The sequence below is a fragment of the Phocaeicola oris genome (genome assembly GCF_021295095.1).
Classification (GTDB): domain Bacteria; phylum Bacteroidota; class Bacteroidia; order Bacteroidales; family Bacteroidaceae; genus Phocaeicola; species Phocaeicola oris.
Window position 1 is genome coordinate 95,531 of sequence record NZ_JAJLQX010000004.1, and the last position, 19,116, is coordinate 114,646.

The window sequence follows — 19,116 nt, forward strand, 5'->3', positions numbered from 1 at the left end:
GATCCTTTTTAAAATGTAACATTCAAACCTACCGTATAAACCCGTGATACAGGATATGCCGTGTGATCGACACCATAAAAATTCAGACCACCAGTACCACTACGGCTGACTTCTGGGTTCATGCCTGAATACTTCGTAAACGTCAGCAGATTCTGACCCGTGAGATACAGACGTAAAGATTTCACATAAGGATTACGCTTAAACGGAAAAGTGTAGCCCACTGTCACATTCTTAACCATCAGGTAACTGCCATCAAATACCCAACGTGAATTGGTGAAACGAAATAATTCTGTAGTACCAGCCTTTGTCCTTGGAATTTCACCTTTACCAGGATTCTCCAACGAACGCCATCGGTCTTTCACACACTTGCGCACGTTGAACACGCCATCAATGTTTTCAGTCCATTCATAGGTAGCATCAATAATGTCATTGCCTACCGAGCCTGACATCACAATGCTGGCATCAAAATTCTTCCATGTGAAAGAATTAGTGATACCGAACAGAAAATCCGGATTCGGATTACCGATAAAAGTTTTGTCATTACTATCGACGATACCATCACCGTTGACATCCTTCATTCGCACCGTACCTACGTCCGAAGAATTGTGCTTTGGCTGAGTGCGATATTCCTCCTCTGTCATGTACACACCGTCGTACACATAACCGTAGAACATGCCCAACGGATGTCCGACAGCCGTGCGGTTATAATCTACTTGATTCTGATAACCTCCGATAGGTGCATCATTTGCACCGAGCTTGATGGCCTTGTTACGGTCAATTGTCAAATTGAAGTCTGTATTCCATGTGAACTTGCCCACCATATTCTTTGTTTGTAAGGTGAACTCGTGTCCCCAAAAATGGAACTCACCGATATTCGACATAATGGTGCTGAATCCTGTGGAGTAAGGGATGTCCATCTGATAAAGCAAACCGTTTGTGCTCTTGGTATAAAAATCGTACATGAAGTAGATACGGTCATTGAACAGTCCCATGTCCAAACCGATGTCCCATGACTTCGTGGTTTCCCATGTCAACGCTCGATTGCCGATTCCACTTAGTCTGCGGCCTGCCACAATAGCGCCATTGCTGACATAGTTATTGGTGGACATGGAAGCGATAAAAGTATAGTTACCGATGTTGTTGTTACCTACCTTGCCCCAACTGCCGCGCAACTTCAGAAAGTTGATAACAGGAAACTTCTTCATGAATTTCTCCTCGGTAAGCACCCATCCAAGTGATATAGAAGGAAAGCTTGCCCAACGAGCATCAGTACCGAAACGGGAACAACCATCGCGGCGAAATGAGAAAGAAGCGATGTACTTCCCCATATAATCATAATTGACACGTGCTAACCAAGATGCTAAGGACCATGCCCCCTTGCTACCGCTACCGACCTTTGTCACGGCCGCATTGAAAAAGCCGATGGAATCGTCCGCATAGTCCGACGCATTGATGGTAGAATTGATATCATCCGATCGCTGAGCGGAATAACCCAACAGCACATCTACGTTATGTTTGTCGAGAAACGTTTTCTGACACGTCAGTAGGTTTTCGACCATCCAGTTGTAATAATTGTAAGAACTATAAGAGCCATATGCCGGATTGGGAGGAGCAGAAAACATACCGCCGCTGACCGTTGAGGGAACCCAACGTTCCTGCGAGTAATTGCCCACATCAGCATTACCGCTAAGACGATATTTCAAACCATCTATCAACTTAATTTCGGCGTAGCCCGTGGCAGTACCGCGAATAGTCTTTCGCGGGTTCTTCCTGTCGCGCAACACCAAATAATAGTTCGCGTTGGCAAACATACCCGGTTGGTTATACGAAATAGGATAGGACCCATCGTCATTCTTATACTTTAACTGCGGGTCCATCAGGAAGGAGGATCCAATAATCTGACGGTCGATGCCAAGATTGTCTTGTATCTGACTCTTGATATATGAACCAGAAAGATTCAGGCCAAACGTTAGCCGGTCACTCGCATTAAAGATGTTGTTCGCACGGGCAGTGATTTTCTTTGCGTACGAATTGATGACAGTACCCTCAGTATCACTATAATTTACATTTACAGCTGACTTTACTACCTTGGTTCCCGTCTGTAAGCTGAAGTTATAGTCCTGTACCTTAGCATCACGGAGCAGTACCTTGTACCAGTTCGTACCATCCTTCACCGTCTCAGGATGGGCATAGCATTCTGGTACTGATGTAGTAGACCCTTCATAACGCTGAGCATCCTCATAGAACTCTTTCTTAAACTGTGCGAACTCCTGCGCGTTCATCACGTCAGGCATACCTCTACCTGATACAGAAGAAATACCATAATCAGCACTCAGGTTGATAGTAGTCTTACCTTCCTTGCCTTGTTTAGTCGTGACAAGAATGACACCGTTGGCAGCACGCGAACCGTAAAGTGAGGTGGACGCCGCATCTTTCAGTACCGAGATAGATTCAACTTCTTCCGGCGCTATACTCTCTAAACCTGATGAAGTAGGAAAACCATCTATAACGATTAACGGACTGTTACCACCATTGATAGAAGCCTGACCGCGAATTCGAATTGACAAAGTTCCGTTTGGTTCTCCTGAATTATGCAAGATTTGTACGCCTGCAAATTTACCTTGCAGCTTCTGTGAAAGATTTGATACCGGCATATCTTTCAATTCCGAAGAATTGATTTTACTCATAGCTGCCGTCACTGATCTGGCTTTCTGTGTACCATAAGCAACAACGATTACTTCATCCAGAGCTTCGTTATCATCCTTTAATTCTATGATCATAACCTTCTCTGAAGTAACTTTAACGTCTGCCGACTTATATCCAATATAAGAAACAGCCAATATAGCAGAACTACTTTTCACATTCAAAGTAAAGTTACCATCCATATCTGTTATCGTACCGTTAGTAGTACCTTTTTCCAAGATATTGGCACCGATAATTGGTTCACCTTTACTATCGACAACTTTTCCTGATATTTTATATGTTTGTTCTGCATTAGTTACTTCTTTCATTCTCGGAAAAGTTTCATTTCTATAAATGATTATCTGGCGATCATTGATGGCATACGCTGTGTCTGTTCCCTCAAAGAGCTTATCAAGAACCTTTTCTATTTGCTGTTTCTTGACATTAATCTTCACTTTCCTGTTTAGATCAACCGTATTATCCATATAAAATATGATATACTCACTATTTTGTTCTATCATGCTAAAGACCTCTTTAACTGTTTGACCATTAGCTGTTATAGACATAAGTGTCTCTTGTGAATAGGTATTCGAAGCAAAACAAATACTCATTCCCAAAAACAAGAATAAAGCAGATAACTTCATTTTTCGAAGAAATTGTTTTTCTTCTGCACTTCTTATGCAGATTTTAGATTTAAAATTATACATTTGTAAAAATTGTAGGTTAATAATCGGGTTAACTTATAATTCTCCGAGCCGAATGGTAGTACCAGTACCTTTCGGCTCATCTTTATCAATCTATACTTTTCCCATAGGCAACTTCCTCATTCTTTATTGATTCGACTTATAATTAGTTTATCTTCATTTCTATTTATACAAATGGGGGCAGCTCTGCGCAGATATCCCAAAACCTCGTCTATTTGGTTCTTCAAATCTAATTTGCCACTACATGTAAGTCCGCCGACATTTTCGTCACATTCTATCTGAACATTATAATATCTGCTCAACCGCTTGAATACTTGTGCTAACGGTTCCTTCTCGAAAATATAATAACCATTCTTCCAAGCTACATAATTTGCAACGTCAACATTCCTAACGTGTCCGTTACCTTTCATTATATTCAAAGCAAATTGCTGATTTGGTTTCAGTTCTGTCGAAATACCTTTAGCACTAACCTCTACTTTCCCCTCAACCAAGGTAACCTGTAAATCGTCATCATTATCGTATGCCGAAACATTAAAGGTAGTTCCATGAACTAATACATCCAATAATCTCGTCTTGACAATAAAAGGAACTGAAGGATTGTGAGCCACGCTTAAATAAACCTCTCCTTCAACAAATATTTCCCGTTTCTTCGTATTGAAATCTGTAGGATAGATCACTTTTGAACCGGAATTTACCCAAATTTGAGTTCCATCGGAAAAAGTAATTGAAGAACGTTTACCATACGGAACTATGAGTTGGTTCAAAGATTGTGATGATTCCTGTCCTTTCATATTGTCCACCATTTGAGAGTTTACCGTTACTTCACCATCTGAAGTATATTCTACCCGACTCTCTTTCTCCTGAATACTAATCTTCTTATCTTTTCCTAAGACCAATTGTACATCATCTGAAGTACTTGCCACATTCTTATTCGATTCAATAACTGACAAATAATCAAGTTCCCGCGTGCTATCGGAATTATATCTCCAAAATCCCCAGACACATGCAAAGAAAACAGCAGCTGCCGTCACCCATTTAAAACATTGAATAAACCTTTTACGAGATAAATACAACTTATTTTCATGTCGGATACGCTGCCACAATTCTTGTTCTTCCTGTTGAGTAAAATCAGGAGTATATAAGTCTTGACGCAAATGCGTAACGAACACACATGCTTTGTCAATTTCTTCACTTAACAAAGGGTCATTTTCTTTCAATAAATGCCAATAAACATTGCTTTCGTCCTCCGGTGACAGACACCATTGAACGAATCTTTCATCGTTTAAAAGCTGATTTGCCGTATACCCTTTATAATCTTTTTCTGGAATCATAGTTTTCCTCTATTTCAATTATAAGAGTCGTTCAGCAAGAAAATATACTCACTGAATAGAATTTATTTTCAATTGTTTTAACTTTTAATGAAAAAAGAAAGAGAGCACAAACAGAAGACAAAGGTCTTTTTGTTGTTCACGCAATTTATTTAACGAACGTTGAATAAGGTTTTGAGCCGATTGATAATTTAAATTCATGATAGAGCAAATTTCATCCATACTCATTTCCTGAATGAAGCGGAAATAAATAATCTCTTTCTGACGAGGTGTCAGCAATGATAATAACTGAGACACTTTTTTCTTTTCCAGAAGATATTTCTCATCAGCAATAAATTGTTCTTCCGCGGAAAGATCTAAAGAAAAATGGATATCGTCCGTTATACCTTCTCTCATCTGTTTCCTTTGTACCTCCTTAAAAAGATTATTTTTCAATGCAGAAAACAGATAAACTTTAATGTTTTTCGGTTGATTAGTCTGAAAACGATTTTTAAACAAATCAGTAAATAAAGACTGAATGCAATCTTTCACTAACTCTTTATCCGGACAGAAACAAACGCCATAATGAAAAAGTCTTTGAACATAAGCAGCATATATCCAAGCGAAAGCGTTATCATCGCCGGATACAAACTGTTCCCATTTTATCTGACTTTCCTCCATAGAGTATTAAATGCTATAACCTCATACAAAAATATGAAATTTCTATTTAAAATGAAATTATTACATTAAACATATTGACAGTCCGCAGCCATCATCAAACCGGCACCACCATAGCTCGTATGCTACCATTGGTCTGATAAATAAGAACGTGAAAGGAGATAGGGTTGAGTTTTTTAATTCAAAGAGAATGTTCAGCACAATCTTTCTGTTGACGGCATAAGCAATGCCGTTATTCATAAAAATCATCATAAGGCAAGTTGTATTACCCAATACATGGTAAAACAATCATCCAATTAAAAAAGACTCATATTTCATTAAACTCGCATATTATAAAAGATGAAAGCAAATCTTTACCATTACTTCCCAAATTATGTTCTCAAACATAAAGAATTTATTTGGATGTTTAAAAATTTATTCTGTTTTTTGTGATATCAAAATAATATCAAAATTAAATCTTATGAAACAGTCAGAATTTACATTTAACGGATTTAAAATGAATGGCTTTTTAGCCTTGTTTCTCGCCTTTATGATATTAGTAGTTATAGGTTTAATCATAACCTATGCAGCTACGACAAGTGGAAATTCTTTAACCATGCCTATAATAGGTATTATCATCTTGGCGATTATGTTTTTCATCGGTTTGGCAGGCTTCTTTTCACAAGAGCCGAACGAAACCCGAGTAATGATCCTCTTCGGAAAATATAAAGGAACATTCAGTCGGACAGGCTTCTTCTGGGTAAATCCTTTCTTAAACAAAAAGAAACTCTCCCTTCGTGCCAGAAATTTGAATGGTGAACCTATCAAGGTAAACGATAAAATAGGTAACCCCATCATGATTGGTCTGGTACTGGTTTGGAAATTAAAAGATACCTATAAAGCAATGTTCGAAATTGACGCACAAACTATGGCTTCGTCTATCAGTAACAAAAAAGACGGCATCCAGACAAGTGTAGCAGAAAGAATGAATGCCTTTGAAGAGTTTGTCCGTGTACAGAGTGACGCGGCTCTTCGTCAAGTTGCGGGAGAATATGCGTACGATGACAGCACCTCTGATACCGGAGAACTGACACTCCGTGGCGGTAACAAAGAAATTAACGACCAGTTGGTTAATCAATTGAATGAGCGTCTGGAGATGGCCGGTATAGAAATAGTTGAAGCACGCATTAATTATTTGGCCTATGCTCCGGAAATCGCGGCCGTTATGCTTCGTCGTCAGCAGGCAAGCGCAATCATTACAGCCCGAGAGAAGATAGTTGAAGGCGCTGTTTCTATGGTAAAGATGGCACTCGACAAATTGTCAGCAGAAGAAGTTGTCGAATTGGATGATGACAAAAGAGCTGCTATGGTTAGCAACCTGATGGTTGTGCTTTGCGCTGATGAACCGGCTCAACCGGTAGTGAACTCCGGTACACTAAACATGTGATAATGGCAAAGAAAGATACTACGACGAAGAGCTTCATTCTGCGTGTTGATACCGAAACCATGAACGCGATAGAAAAATGGGCTGCAGATGAGTTCCGTTCCACAAACGGTCAGTTGCAGTGGATCATTACGGAAGCTCTTCGTAAAAGTGGCAGGTTAAAGAAAAAGAAAGAATAAACAACTAATCCGTAATAATCTATGAGAATTTTTATTACCTCGCATACTGATAAGATACTGATACTTGTGAGTATCTTCATCGTTCTAATAACCATCATTCTTTCCATCATTATTTATCCCAGATTACCGGAAACTATTCCAACGCACTTTAATGCGTTGATGGAGGCAGATGGTTTTGGGTCAAAAAGCAATATATACTTTATAAACGGAATTAATATTGTTTGTGTAACACTGACTATTCTTTCCTCTTTCTTCCCAAATTTAGTAAATTTGCCGATAAGGTTAAACCCGGAAAGGTTAGCCATACAACAAAATATGTGCAGTCGTATGTGCAGAGTACTTAGTGTATGGTGCTCCATTCTTTTCCTTTCCATCATACTCTCCATGTCTGCTTTTGTTCTACCGAGCTGTAGCATACTATGGCGAATACTCTTCTTTATCAGTATAACAGGTGTTATCGGGACAAGCGTTGTTTATACGATAAAGATATATCGGGCGGGAAAATAAACAATCAGTCCGACTATATGTTCATAAAAAATATCGGTAGAAGTACTTTATGGGTAAAAAGAAAATGTTATCTTTGCTTTCCAAGTAAAATTAATTCGGCAGAAACTCTGCTGAGCTTTATTTTTAATTTTTGAAAACAGAAAATGGGTAGAGTATTAATTATCGGCGCAGGCGGCGTAGCAACCGTTGCGGCACACAAGGTAGCTCAGAATCCTGACGTATTCACAGATATCATGATTGCGAGCCGTACCAAGTCGAAATGTGATGCCATTGTGAAGGCAATCGGTAATCCGGCAATCAAAACAGCACAAGTTGACGCGGATAACGTGGACGAACTGGTTAAGCTGTTCGACAGTTTTAAACCCGAAATAGTCATCAACTTAGCCTTGCCTTATCAAGACCTTACCATTATGGAAGCTTGTCTGAAAAGTGGCGTGAACTATGAAGATACTGCCAATTATGAGCCTAAAGATATTGCCCATTTTGAATACAGTTGGCAGTGGGCATATAAGAAACGTTTTGAAGAAGCCGGCCTGACTGCCATTCTCGGCTGCGGATTTGACCCGGGAGTCAGTCAGATATACACAGCATACGCCGCAAAGCACATCTTCGATGAAATTCAATATTTGGATATTGTAGACTGTAACGCAGGTAATCACCATAAAGCATTTGCTACGAACTTTAATCCGGAGATTAATATCCGTGAGATTACACAGAAAGGGCAGTACTACGAAGACGGAAAATGGCAAGAAACAGAACCATTAGAAGTTCACAAGACGTTAAACTACCCGAACATCGGGCCACGTGAGAGCTATTTAATGCACCATGAAGAATTGGAATCGCTGGTTAAAAACTATCCAACCATAAAACGTGCCCGTTTCTGGATGACATTCGGGCAAGAGTACCTCACTCATTTGAGAGTTATTCAAGACATTGGAATGGCAAGTATCAAACCTATTAATTATAACGGAATGGAGATTGTACCACTACAATTCCTAAAAGCCGTATTACCAAATCCACAAGACTTGGGTAAGAATTATGAAGGTGAGACTTCTATCGGTTGCCGTATCCGCGGATTAAAAAACGGAAAAGAACATACTTATTATGTATACAACAATTGCAGCCATCAGGCAGCATACGAAGAAACCGGCATGCAGGGAGTTAGCTATACTACCGGTGTACCGGCCATGATTGGAGCGATGATGTTCATGAAAGGCATTTGGAAAAAGCCGGGAGTATGGAATACTGAAGAATTCGACCCGGACCCCTTTATGGAACAACTGAACAAACAAGGCTTACCTTGGCATGAAGTATTCGATGGTGATTTGGAACTATAATAACAAACTATTCTAAAACATGTATCTATGGCAAAAAATGAAGAAAAGAAAATGACTGAAGCGAACGATAATGCCGAAAAGCTAAAAGCACTACAGGCGGCAATGGACAAGATTGAGAAAAACTTCGGAAAAGGATCCATCATGAAATTGGGGGATAACAGTGTAGAACAAGTAGATGTAATACCTACCGGCTCTATTGCATTAAACGCGGCTTTAGGAGTTGGTGGTTATCCGAAAGGCCGAATTATTGAAATCTATGGTCCGGAGTCTTCCGGTAAAACAACCTTGGCTATCCATGCTATTGCAGAAGCTCAGAAACGAGGCGGTATCGCCGCGTTTATTGACGCAGAACATGCATTCGATCGTTTCTACGCGGCGAACTTAGGCGTAGATGTTGATAATCTGTGGATTTCACAACCGGATAATGGAGAACAGGCTCTGGAAATCGCAGAGCAGTTAATACGCTCATCCGCAATAGATATCATTGTCATTGATTCTGTAGCGGCTTTAACTCCAAAAGCTGAAATAGAAGGTGATATGGGAGATAACAAACTTGGCTTACAAGCCAGACTAATGTCGCAAGCCTTGCGAAAACTGACTGCGGCAATTAGTAAAACTAACACCACTTGTATCTTTATTAATCAGTTACGTGAAAAGATTGGTGTCATGTTCGGTAATCCGGAGACTACAACCGGAGGTAATGCCCTGAAATTCTACGCATCTGTCCGTTTGGACATCCGTAAAACAGGTCAGTTAAAGAACGGTGATGAGGTTATCGGAAACCAAGTTCGCGTAAAGATTGTTAAGAATAAAGTAGCTCCTCCTTTCCGAAAGGCGGAATTCGATATTATGTTCGGTAAAGGAATATCTAAGTCCGGTGAAATCGTTGACTTAGGTTCTGAATTGGGTGTTATTAAAAAGAGCGGATCATGGTTCAGTTACGAAGATACAAGGTTAGCCCAAGGACGTGACGCTTGTAAACAAGTCATAGAAGATAATCCCGAATTGGCTGAAGAACTTGAAAAGAAAGTGTTCGACGCGCTGAAAGACAAAGAATAATTAATAATAACAAAAATAATCATCTGAAAACGAAAATAAAAAGGCGAGTCTCACGATTCGCCTTTTTATTTAACCTATTCACAACCTATTTTACCTTAACCCCATTAATTTATATATCCCATTAAGTATGTTAATTATAATCTTCTACCGCTTAACCGCTTAATATTGGCACAAATATAAAACATGCAAGAAGAGAGAGAAAATAAAACAGACAAACAGTCGTTTTTTGTCGACAATCGCTTATTTTTGTAGAATGAACCAATATCTTCGCTGATGAAATTTGTTTTACTCGTTGTCGGGCGCACTATCGACAAGCTTTATACGAAAAGCATAGCCGACTATATAGAACGTATCAAACATTATGTTCCCTTTGAAATGGAAATTATTCCTGAATTGAAAAATACAAAGAACCTGAATGAGACTCAGCAAAAAGAAAAAGAAGGCGAACTGATTTTAAAAGCTATACAACAAGGCGACATTCCTATACTACTCGATGAGCACGGCAAAGAGTTCCGGTCGGTAGAGTTCGCTCAATGGATGAACCGGAAAATGCAAACAGTAAACAAACGATTAATATTCATCATCGGAGGACCTTATGGATTCTCACAAAAAGTTTATGAGGCAGCACAGGGAAAAATATCACTTTCAAAAATGACTTTCAATCACCAGATGATTCGTCTGATCTTTGTAGAGCAGTTTTACAGGGCTATGACCATCTTAAAAGGAGAGCCCTATCATCACGAATAAATCAAAGCCTTTCTTTTTCATCTATTAGGTGTATTATACCCATGAACTAAGTATATTATAAGGCAATCTATCTGTTTTATAACAACAACTAAGCACGTCTCGAAGGAGATACACGTGTACCACGCACGTGGTGCAACTTCCTCACGCACGTGGTGCACGTGTATCACGCACGTGGTACAACCTCCCCACGCACGTGAGGAGATTAAATTGTAAAAAGAATCTGCAAAAAGAATAGGAGAAGCAAGTAAATTAAACGATCATTTTATTCCACGGGCTTTATAAATCCGCTCTTTTGCGTTATTAATTTCCTGAAACTTTTGCTCTGCAGCCTTGCGTACATCCTCGCCTAACGTGGCAACCTTATCGGGATGATGTTTCAAGGCCAGCTTCCGGTATGCCGCACGAACTTCATCATCTGTAGCAGAAGGAGAAATTTCGAGTACTTTATAAGCATCCTCCAATGTATTACCGCCTAAGTTCAGTAGTGAATCAACTTCAGAATCGGAGACTTGCATATAGCCGGCTAACTCTTTCAGAGCAGTAATCTCCTCTTGCGACACTTTCCCGTCACTTTGTGCTATACGAACAAGGAAATCAAGCAGCTGAAGTCGCTGACTGTAATCTAAATTCGCCGCAATCTGCCGACTGCAATCGCGGATGGTATTCTTAAACGCTCCCGGAGTCTTGGCATCCATCTGCTTCTGTTGTTCAAAAAGATTCTTCAAAATCTTCTCTCCCTGATCAACAGCGGCCTCACCAAAATTCATACGCAAAAAGTTTCGGACATACTCCATCTCACTGTGCATAATCTTTCCGTCCGCCTTAATTACATAAGAAGCCAGAACCAACATGGAGAAAAGAAAACTGTTTCGTTGCCCCTGATATGTCTGCTGCTGTGAATACCCTCCTGAGGAATCCCCGAAAGTTCTACCATTGAAACTTACAGAAGAGTCATCGAACAACGAACCGATAAAATACCCCGCCAATGCCCCCAAAGGACCAAAGGTCATAAATCCTAATATTCCACCTATCCACTTAGCTGTGCTCACGTTTCTACAATAATTTCTTTACATCCGCTTCGATAAACATCATTTTTGTTGTAGGCTCAAAACGATTTATCACATTTCCCTGTCTGTCAATAAGGAATTTGGTGAAATTCCATTTAATATCAGGGTTACTCTTATAATTCTTATCATTCTTCTGCAGCATTTGGTCCATAAACTTTCCTGTCGGATCGGATAAATCGAATCCTGCAAACCCTTTCTTCTCTTTCAGATAAGTATAAAGCGGATCGGCATTCGTTCCATTCACTTCAATCTTATCGAACTGAGGAAAGGAGATATCGAAATTTGCTGTACAATAGCTATGTATCTCAGCAATTGTACCGGGAGCCTGCTCTCCAAACTGATTACAAGGAAAATCCAAAATAACAAATCCTTGGTCTTTATATTTCTCGTAGAGTGCCTGAAGTTCTTTATACTGCGGTGTGAAACCACACTTTGTCGCAGTATTCACAATAAGAAGTACTTTTCCTTTATAATTCGAAAGGGGCACATTCTTTCCATCAGCATCCTTAACCGAAAACTGATATACGTCTTTCTGAGCCACAACAATAGTTGAGATCAGCATCGCCAATAAAAAAATACTTTACGCATACGTCATTAATTTAACAATTCGGCCAAATGTACAAAATAAAACACAATCAACACTTGTTGTTAAGAATAAATAAGAAAAAAAAAACTTTACATCAAAAAAGAAAGTGTCTCTAAAAAATAGATATCAATTATATTATTAACACAATTAACTTGAATATGCGCAAAATATAGTCATCTCCGGATTCGTATTGGAAAAGAGTTCTCATTCTCCTCTTATTGGCGCTAATACTTATTCCGATTCGGAGCAATATGGTTTCATCACCGATGAAGACGGAAACTATCTCAAAATAGACTTGAGACGGCATTTATTTTTATTCCCCAGATATAAGGTTCCAGAAATTTCCTTTCTCAAAAGACCTTGCTAATTTTCGATTAAAGAAATTTTATTGTAACAGGCTGTTTTAAACGTAAAGAGACTGTCGCAAAATCATTTTGGAACAGCCTCTCTTACCAGTCTTTATAACAATTTTAATGAACCTAACGGAAAGAAGAAAACACCGCTTAAACATACTATAAGGCCGTATTCCCTACCTTGTAAGTTTCTACATAACCTTTCTGTTATTTCATCAAATCATCTTATTTTAGAATATAATTCCTTTACTCATCCATTCAGCCCATACATTACCGGAATATAATTTCAAAGCATCAGAGAAAGACTTCTGTGCTTCAGAATTATTGCCTTGCAACAATTCAATCAGGCCGCTGAAATAATTAAGATTACTCTGCTGAACATTCTTGTCAGCTTCACCAAACTTGGCATAATTATCCATTAAGTTCTTTTGCAAATTGGTACGAGTCTGCGCCATCTGGCTTAACAGTTGGTCTGCGTCAGCAGTTTTACCTAATTTACGCAAAGATTTAACCTTATAATACTGCAAATCGGAAGAACCAAACGCCTTAGCTGTTGCAGACTTCTCGAAAGCCTCATTTGCTTTATCAACCTGATTCAACCCTTCGTAAGCGACACCCTGCAAATAATAAGCTTTAGCCTCGTATCCGCCTCTTGATGAAGGGGCAACCTCCAAATTAGCCGGATACTGCATAGCCAAATCAAACTCATTAATAGCCTTTTGATAATACTTTCTTTTCAAGAGGTTCATACCATTCAGCATGTGAGAATTCGCATAAATAACATGGATTTCTCCACCACCTTCCCACAAATGGAAATGACGATTATCCATAATCTTAGCAGCCTTCTCATAATTACCTGTTTCATTATACAGCGAAAGTAATCTCATAACAGCATCATCGTGTTTCAACACCGTTTTGTAGTTCTTCTCCAAGCGTTTCATACGAATATCAGAAGAAGTTCCGGCTTTTTCATAAATCTTATCCGATTCGGTCAACAACAATGGATCGTTAGGATTTGCTTTAACAGCCATGTCATAGTACTTCATAGATGCTGCATAATTGGCTTTCTGTCCTTCGCCAAAGCCCACATTTCTGCATGCTAACGCAAAATTCGGATTTAAATCAACAGACTGATGCCATTCCTGCAATCCGTAATCCTTTTGACCGAGATAATATAGAAGATTACCATAATAATAATGCAAATAAGAATCCTGTGGTTGAAGTTTCAACAAACACTCAAATATTGGAATCTCTTCTATTCTGAAAGGGAAGTTATTATTCGGTAAAAGAACACCGGCTTTCCTGATTTCCTGAACAGCTTCAGCCTCATTACTATCAACTAAAGTATACGCTTTATAAAGATGAACCAATGGATAATCGGCAAAAGGAGTGCCAATAGCCATAGCCGTATCAAGTACCTCCCCCGCAGCAATCTTATCTCCCAATGTCAAATAATTGGCAACAACTTCTAATAATTCCTGAACAGCAATGATTCCTTCACTTCTATACTTACGACCTGATGAAAGGAACGACAAATTATCATTATCAATGTAGCTCTTCTCAAACTCACTCCAATAATCTAACGGATCAACAGACTTAATAATTTTTATGACTTCATTAGCCTCACTTTTCTTTTCTAAATGACGAAGGATGTAAGCCTTAACGCTTAAAGCCTGCAAATCGTGAGCACCTACCAACAATGACTGATCGATTAAATCCAAAGCCTCAGCATAATTCTTTTCATTGACCGCTTGCACAGCCAACTGATAGAATGCCGGATGCTTATAATCAGGAGTATAAGTGGCAGCCCACAAATTCTCTTCTGCATCTACGGTTTTACCCATCAGCCGATAGAGATATCCTAAATAATAATCGGCTTCCGTATTCTTGGCACGCGTATAATCATGCTCCAAACGAGCCTGAGCTCGAAGCAAATGTTTTTCGGCCTTTGCCCATTCTCCCTGACGAATAAAATGCTTCCCAACTTCAATATTTACTCTGGCATCCATAGAATCGCGACTCAAAGCCTCTTGATAAAAATCCATATATGATAGCCGTGCATTATTAAACTGATCGACCCGTAAACCCGCAAGATACAATTCTTCATTCGTCTTATACTCCTTAACCGGTTTTGTCCCATCAATCACTTTTGGCAATTCTTTCTTCTCCAACTTAACAGGCGTATAGTCGACCAATATATTCCCGTCCGCATCATAAAGCGCAGTATACAATTCCCATGATTGAGCTTCAGAAGGAACCTTGACGTTTTCCAAGAAATATTTATCAGGATCAATATTAATTTTCCGCTCCATCAATATTCGATCTTTGAATTTCACTACCACGCGAGCATTATCATACTTTGTTGAAGCATTATATCCTACCAGATAAGTTCCGTTTTCAGCAGGTTGAAAGTTAACGGCAGCGTCAACAGTTGCATTCTTACAACCCTTAATACCCTTCAATGGGTACCATATCTGAGAAAACTCACGAATTTCACCTGGATTAATCCAACTATAATCCGGCTGATTATCGGAATACGCGCCAACCATTAGTTCCAAATAATGTCCATCATTGTCAGACAAAATTTTGTTCCACATGTGTCCGCTCGGATTATTCCCCCACAGGAAAAATTTCTTTCCCGGGACTTTGAAACGATTGGCAACATGAACTGTTCCCGCGTCTTTACCATAATCATATCCGGCCAAGAAGTTCATTTTACTTCCCCACGCAAAGATAGAACGACTCGATTCTGTGAAATTCTTCCACCATGAAAGATCAATATTTGTTTTGTTACCTTGCGTGATTGGTCCATCCGGCCAAGGAGTAAAATAAACCTTATGATGATCTACACCTGCTTGCACATCCGATGGAAATATCACTTGATATTGCTCATTACAATGAACGGATACATTTGCCCAATAAAGCATAGACTGAATCATTGGAGTCGGATTAATCACTCTCACCTTTGCTTCCACCCATGAACGATTCGGATAAACTGTAATGCCTACCGACCATTTTAAACGATGGCGTAACTCTGTTTCTCCAACCCAAACAGTCTTGCTCCCATCAGCATTCTCCTCCATCTTATAATCTACCGGCATATAACTACTGGCACGATGATGATCAGGAATATTCCACTCTACTCCTCCTGAAAGCCAGGCTCCCAGCATACCAATCAAAGCAGGCTTAATACCGGTCTGTGTATAAAAGAAATGATAATCATTCGTTAAATCAGTTGCCTGAAGAATACGTCCACCAATTTCAGGAAGTACTCCAATATTGACATACTGATTATCAAGACGAAGGATCTCATATTCCTTATCTACTTTCTCTTCTGTCAAGACATCATATAAAGGATACGGATAAATGTACCCCTCAGCACCTTGATAAACTCTGCCTGTAAAGAATATTGGGTCTACCTCCGGACTCCCTAACTTATACGTTGGAAGACTTTCTTTCTCAACGCTCATGTTCACGTTTTGTCCCATCATAGAGATAACACCACAAAACATGAATAACAATAGTTTCGATTTCAAATTCATGGTTTATTAGATTAATTATTAATTAACATGTGCTTCACTTTCTATATTCGGATCATCAGGAAAAGTCATAAAGTAATAGTTATACCAATAAGTAAACTTATATTTAGCAGCAATAGCCGGTTGATTCCGCGTTTTAATCAAAGATTGAAATTCATTAAATCTTTGAATATACAAATCAGGAATAGATACTCCTTCTACCGTATATCCTTGAGTTGCGGCCAATACCAATGCTTCCATATAATGAATGGGAATACCATCTTTCAACAAATATTTATGAGTATTCAAATGGGCAGTGAATGCTAACATATTTTTATGAATAAGCAAAGCACACAAATAATAATTATTCAGCGCGACATTCTCATTCCCCGCCTGAACAAAACTATATAAATTACGTAAAGTAGTATTTGTCATATAAACAGTCTGAGGATCTTCTTTCCGTTCAGACTTTAAAGAAGCAGCCAGTTCAATTCTCCTCTTTACAATCCATTCCGCATAACAAGAAGCATGTGAAAGTATATCCATATACTTATTAGCCATCTGCTCATTCCCAATAGCAATATTATACTTTATCAGATTCATTATTACCCTAAAACTCATCCCGTTTTTAGTTTTGGTAGCTTCTTGAAAAGCCTGATGAATGGCCTGATTATAAAGTCCGATATTGGAATAAAACAACTGATTAAAAAATGTTCCCTGTTCAGAAGCAACTCCCAAATTCAGAAAATACTCTTCCGAATTAACGGGATAATGAAAGATATAATCACCTAACTTCCCCTGTTGGTTCAAAGCCAACGTAATATAGCACAAATCCCTTCCTGTAGCATTTGTATTATTACCTATCAGATTTAAAATATCGTTCCAACGACTTGTATAAGCATAATAATCCAACCGATTTGTCCGTTCTGTCAACTTATACTCTGCATTTGAAACTGCTTTCACATAGAAACATGCCATCAAAATCAACGAAACGGCACTTAGCACTATTCTCTTCGCTAAGCCATTCTGAGACCGGATAACGGTTTCTTTTTTGAATACGCGGAACAGGATTTCTATAATAATAGCAATCATTATAAAAATAAGAACCCAACGAACGGATATTATAAGCTGATTCTCCGTAAACTGATACCATGCAACTACCAAAGCCGGAAGTAAAGCTATAATATACCAATCTTTCGATATGGGAAGTCGATATATAACATGCATTACTGCCAATAAAATCAATGTAGGAAAAACGGCTTGGAATGTCGCGCCTATTAATGGCCAACGATAAAACTGCAATAAAAAGTTACCAATTAAAGCCGGAATTCCACCATTTCCGGACATCGTCAGGTGAATATAATCAGGAGTCCAAATAAAAAAACTTGTTGCTTCCTTCGCCCAAAGAGTATAAGGATAATACACAAACCAAATGAAGAAGATGAGCGGCGCTATCAGACACAACAATAATATTAAATACCTATTTCTCATTTCTTCATCGTTTTAAAGATTTCTTTTAACGCATTTCCTGTCGTTTTAATCTCGTCCAAAACAAACTCAGGGACATTATATGATCGCAATCGGGTGACATTATCTTCCGGATCTTTTTGAGGCAACAAGAAAGGCTTATGGAACTTTCCGTTCTTATCAAAATAAGCAATAAAAAGTCGGGTATAACGCCCGTCTATACGCCTACTGGTAAAAAGCACCCATCGCCCATTTGACGACCAAGAATGATAACTTTCAGTATCGCTACTATTAATAATATTCGTATCAACTTCCTCTCCATCAATAAGATTCATCATTTTTAAATCAGCTTCTTTATGCCAAATAGGAAAAGTTCCATATCCGGCTAATGTATAAAGAAGGTATTTCCCATCGGGTGAAATACGAGGCCATGAAGCACTCGTTGTATCTGTAGCGGCATAAAGAGTGTCAACATGTTCGGAAAACATTCCCTTTTCTTTATCGAATGCAACTCTAACTATACTATAATGTATATTCTTCACGCTATCCGGAACATTTTTCTTCTTCGCGGAAGAAAAATATAAACTGTTGCCGTCAGGAGCCCATGCAGGGAAAGTCTCGAAGATGGAATCACCACTAATAGACTCAGCTGTTGAAGTTTCATTCTTTTGCGTGTCATAAAGAATGATATTAGATTCTTGGTCAAAAACCTCTAATGGTTTCTCCCCTTGATGATAAAATACTTGGAATGTTTTATTTGAAGCAAAAGCTACAAAACGTCCATCTGGATGCCACATCGGATAAACTCCCTGCTTTCTTAAAGACAATTTTGTCAAATCGACTTTATTGACTTGCCCGTTCTTATAAAATACCGTCCCGCCATTCTTTCCTCTGACATGAAACAAAAAAGTATCAGGAGAATAGTTATAAAAAGAATGACAATTCAGACATGCATTTTCCGCTGTCTTATTACTCACGAATACTTTTTCCTTGAATGAAGATAATTGCCTTTCACAAAGTTCTATCCGTTTCCAGCTTTCGTATCCGGGCTCTATCAAGCGGTATGCTATATAAGGATCTATATCATCTGTTGCAATGTGGATGGGGAAACTCTGATATCTAATACCATTAGGATGCTCCTTCGTCCATACGGAAACTGTTACTTGAATATCATTACCTTTATTTTCTTTCAAGAGAGTAGTCCATTTCTTTGAGAAATCAATCAGCCTTTTTCCAAAGAAAGAAATGACTTCGCCTTTTGCGTCTTTTACATCGACTTGAATTGCCTCAGCATCAGCTACGCTAAAATTTAAAGGAGCAACAGAATATGGTACAGTTACATCAACATAATCCGGAAAAATATTAGGATATGTGTCAGACACTTCTTGAGTTATTCGTTGGTGCTGACAACTACTCAACAAAACTATCAAAATAACTATACAAGATTTAAAATCCATTATGGGTAAAAAGTTATTGCTACAAATATAATAAAAAACGGGCTT

15 protein-coding genes are annotated in these 19,116 nt (G+C 38.7%); 6 read left to right on the forward strand and 9 right to left on the reverse strand.

The window, feature by feature from the left end; translation table 11 throughout:
* Positions 1-8 precede the first annotated feature (8 nt).
* The 4 genes from LO761_RS03690 to LO761_RS03705 all read right to left on the reverse strand — a co-directional run bounded on the left by LO761_RS03690 (position 9) and on the right by LO761_RS03705 (position 5,611).
* Positions 9-3,203 carry a TonB-dependent receptor gene (locus tag LO761_RS03690; RefSeq protein ID WP_272816978.1) on the reverse strand — a complete coding sequence of 1,065 codons (3,195 nt, stop codon included), beginning with the start codon at positions 3,201-3,203 and terminating at the stop codon, positions 9-11.
* Positions 3,204-3,505: 302 nt separating this feature from the next.
* Positions 3,506-4,717 (reverse strand): FecR family protein, encoded by a 1,212-nt coding sequence (locus LO761_RS03695; RefSeq protein ID WP_272816979.1) that lies wholly within the window; start codon positions 4,715-4,717, stop codon positions 3,506-3,508.
* Between the two features lie 84 nt (positions 4,718-4,801).
* Positions 4,802-5,374, reverse strand: a complete 573-nt coding sequence (locus tag LO761_RS03700) for an RNA polymerase sigma factor (RefSeq protein ID WP_272816980.1) — start codon at positions 5,372-5,374, stop codon at positions 4,802-4,804.
* A gap of 60 nt (positions 5,375-5,434) precedes the next feature.
* A complete protein-coding gene (locus LO761_RS03705; protein ID WP_272816981.1) occupies positions 5,435-5,611 on the reverse strand; it encodes a hypothetical protein in 177 nt (58 codons plus the stop codon).
* 220 nt (positions 5,612-5,831) lie between these two features.
* Here LO761_RS03705 and LO761_RS03710 point away from each other — a divergent pair, with 220 nt between their 5' ends.
* The 6 genes from LO761_RS03710 (at position 5,832) to rlmH (ending at position 10,623) form a co-directional block, all read left to right on the forward strand.
* The gene (locus tag LO761_RS03710) at positions 5,832-6,797 is read left to right on the forward strand and encodes an SPFH domain-containing protein (protein ID WP_272816982.1); all 966 of its coding nucleotides are present in this window, start codon (positions 5,832-5,834) and stop codon (positions 6,795-6,797) included.
* A gap of 2 nt (positions 6,798-6,799) precedes the next feature.
* Positions 6,800-6,973 (forward strand): Arc family DNA-binding protein, encoded by a 174-nt coding sequence (locus tag LO761_RS03715; RefSeq protein WP_272816983.1) that lies wholly within the window; start codon positions 6,800-6,802, stop codon positions 6,971-6,973.
* Positions 6,974-6,994: 21 nt separating this feature from the next.
* Positions 6,995-7,480 (forward strand): DUF1648 domain-containing protein, encoded by a 486-nt coding sequence (locus LO761_RS03720; protein WP_272816984.1) that lies wholly within the window; start codon positions 6,995-6,997, stop codon positions 7,478-7,480.
* Positions 7,481-7,623: 143 nt separating this feature from the next.
* Entirely contained in the window at positions 7,624-8,817 is a 1,194-nt protein-coding gene (locus LO761_RS03725) for a saccharopine dehydrogenase family protein (protein ID WP_272816985.1), read from the forward strand.
* Between the two features lie 27 nt (positions 8,818-8,844).
* Positions 8,845-9,876, forward strand: coding sequence for a recombinase RecA (recA, locus tag LO761_RS03730; RefSeq protein WP_272816986.1), 1,032 nt, complete (start codon positions 8,845-8,847; stop codon positions 9,874-9,876).
* Between the two features lie 273 nt (positions 9,877-10,149).
* Positions 10,150-10,623, forward strand: a complete 474-nt coding sequence (gene rlmH / locus LO761_RS03735) for a 23S rRNA (pseudouridine(1915)-N(3))-methyltransferase RlmH (RefSeq protein WP_272816987.1) — start codon at positions 10,150-10,152, stop codon at positions 10,621-10,623.
* A 257-nt stretch (positions 10,624-10,880) separates the two neighbouring features.
* Here rlmH and LO761_RS03740 read toward each other — a convergent pair whose 3' ends face one another.
* From LO761_RS03740 to LO761_RS03760, 5 genes are all read right to left on the reverse strand, one after another.
* Positions 10,881-11,672: a TerB family tellurite resistance protein gene (locus LO761_RS03740; RefSeq protein ID WP_272816988.1), complete on the reverse strand. Its 792-nt coding sequence runs from the start codon at positions 11,670-11,672 to the stop codon at positions 10,881-10,883.
* Between the two features lie 4 nt (positions 11,673-11,676).
* Positions 11,677-12,252: a glutathione peroxidase gene (locus LO761_RS03745; RefSeq protein WP_272817009.1), complete on the reverse strand. Its 576-nt coding sequence runs from the start codon at positions 12,250-12,252 to the stop codon at positions 11,677-11,679.
* A 607-nt stretch (positions 12,253-12,859) separates the two neighbouring features.
* On the reverse strand, positions 12,860-16,165 hold the full coding sequence (locus tag LO761_RS03750; RefSeq protein ID WP_272816989.1) for a DUF5107 domain-containing protein: 3,306 nt from the start codon (positions 16,163-16,165) through the stop codon (positions 12,860-12,862).
* Between the two features lie 24 nt (positions 16,166-16,189).
* On the reverse strand, positions 16,190-17,638 hold the full coding sequence (locus LO761_RS03755; protein WP_272816990.1) for a DUF6057 family protein: 1,449 nt from the start codon (positions 17,636-17,638) through the stop codon (positions 16,190-16,192).
* The gene (locus LO761_RS03760; protein ID WP_272816991.1) at positions 17,635-18,996 is read right to left on the reverse strand and encodes a TolB family protein; all 1,362 of its coding nucleotides are present in this window, start codon (positions 18,994-18,996) and stop codon (positions 17,635-17,637) included. Before LO761_RS03760 ends, LO761_RS03755 begins: the two co-directional genes overlap by 4 nt.
* Positions 18,997-19,116: the final 120 nt, after the last annotated feature.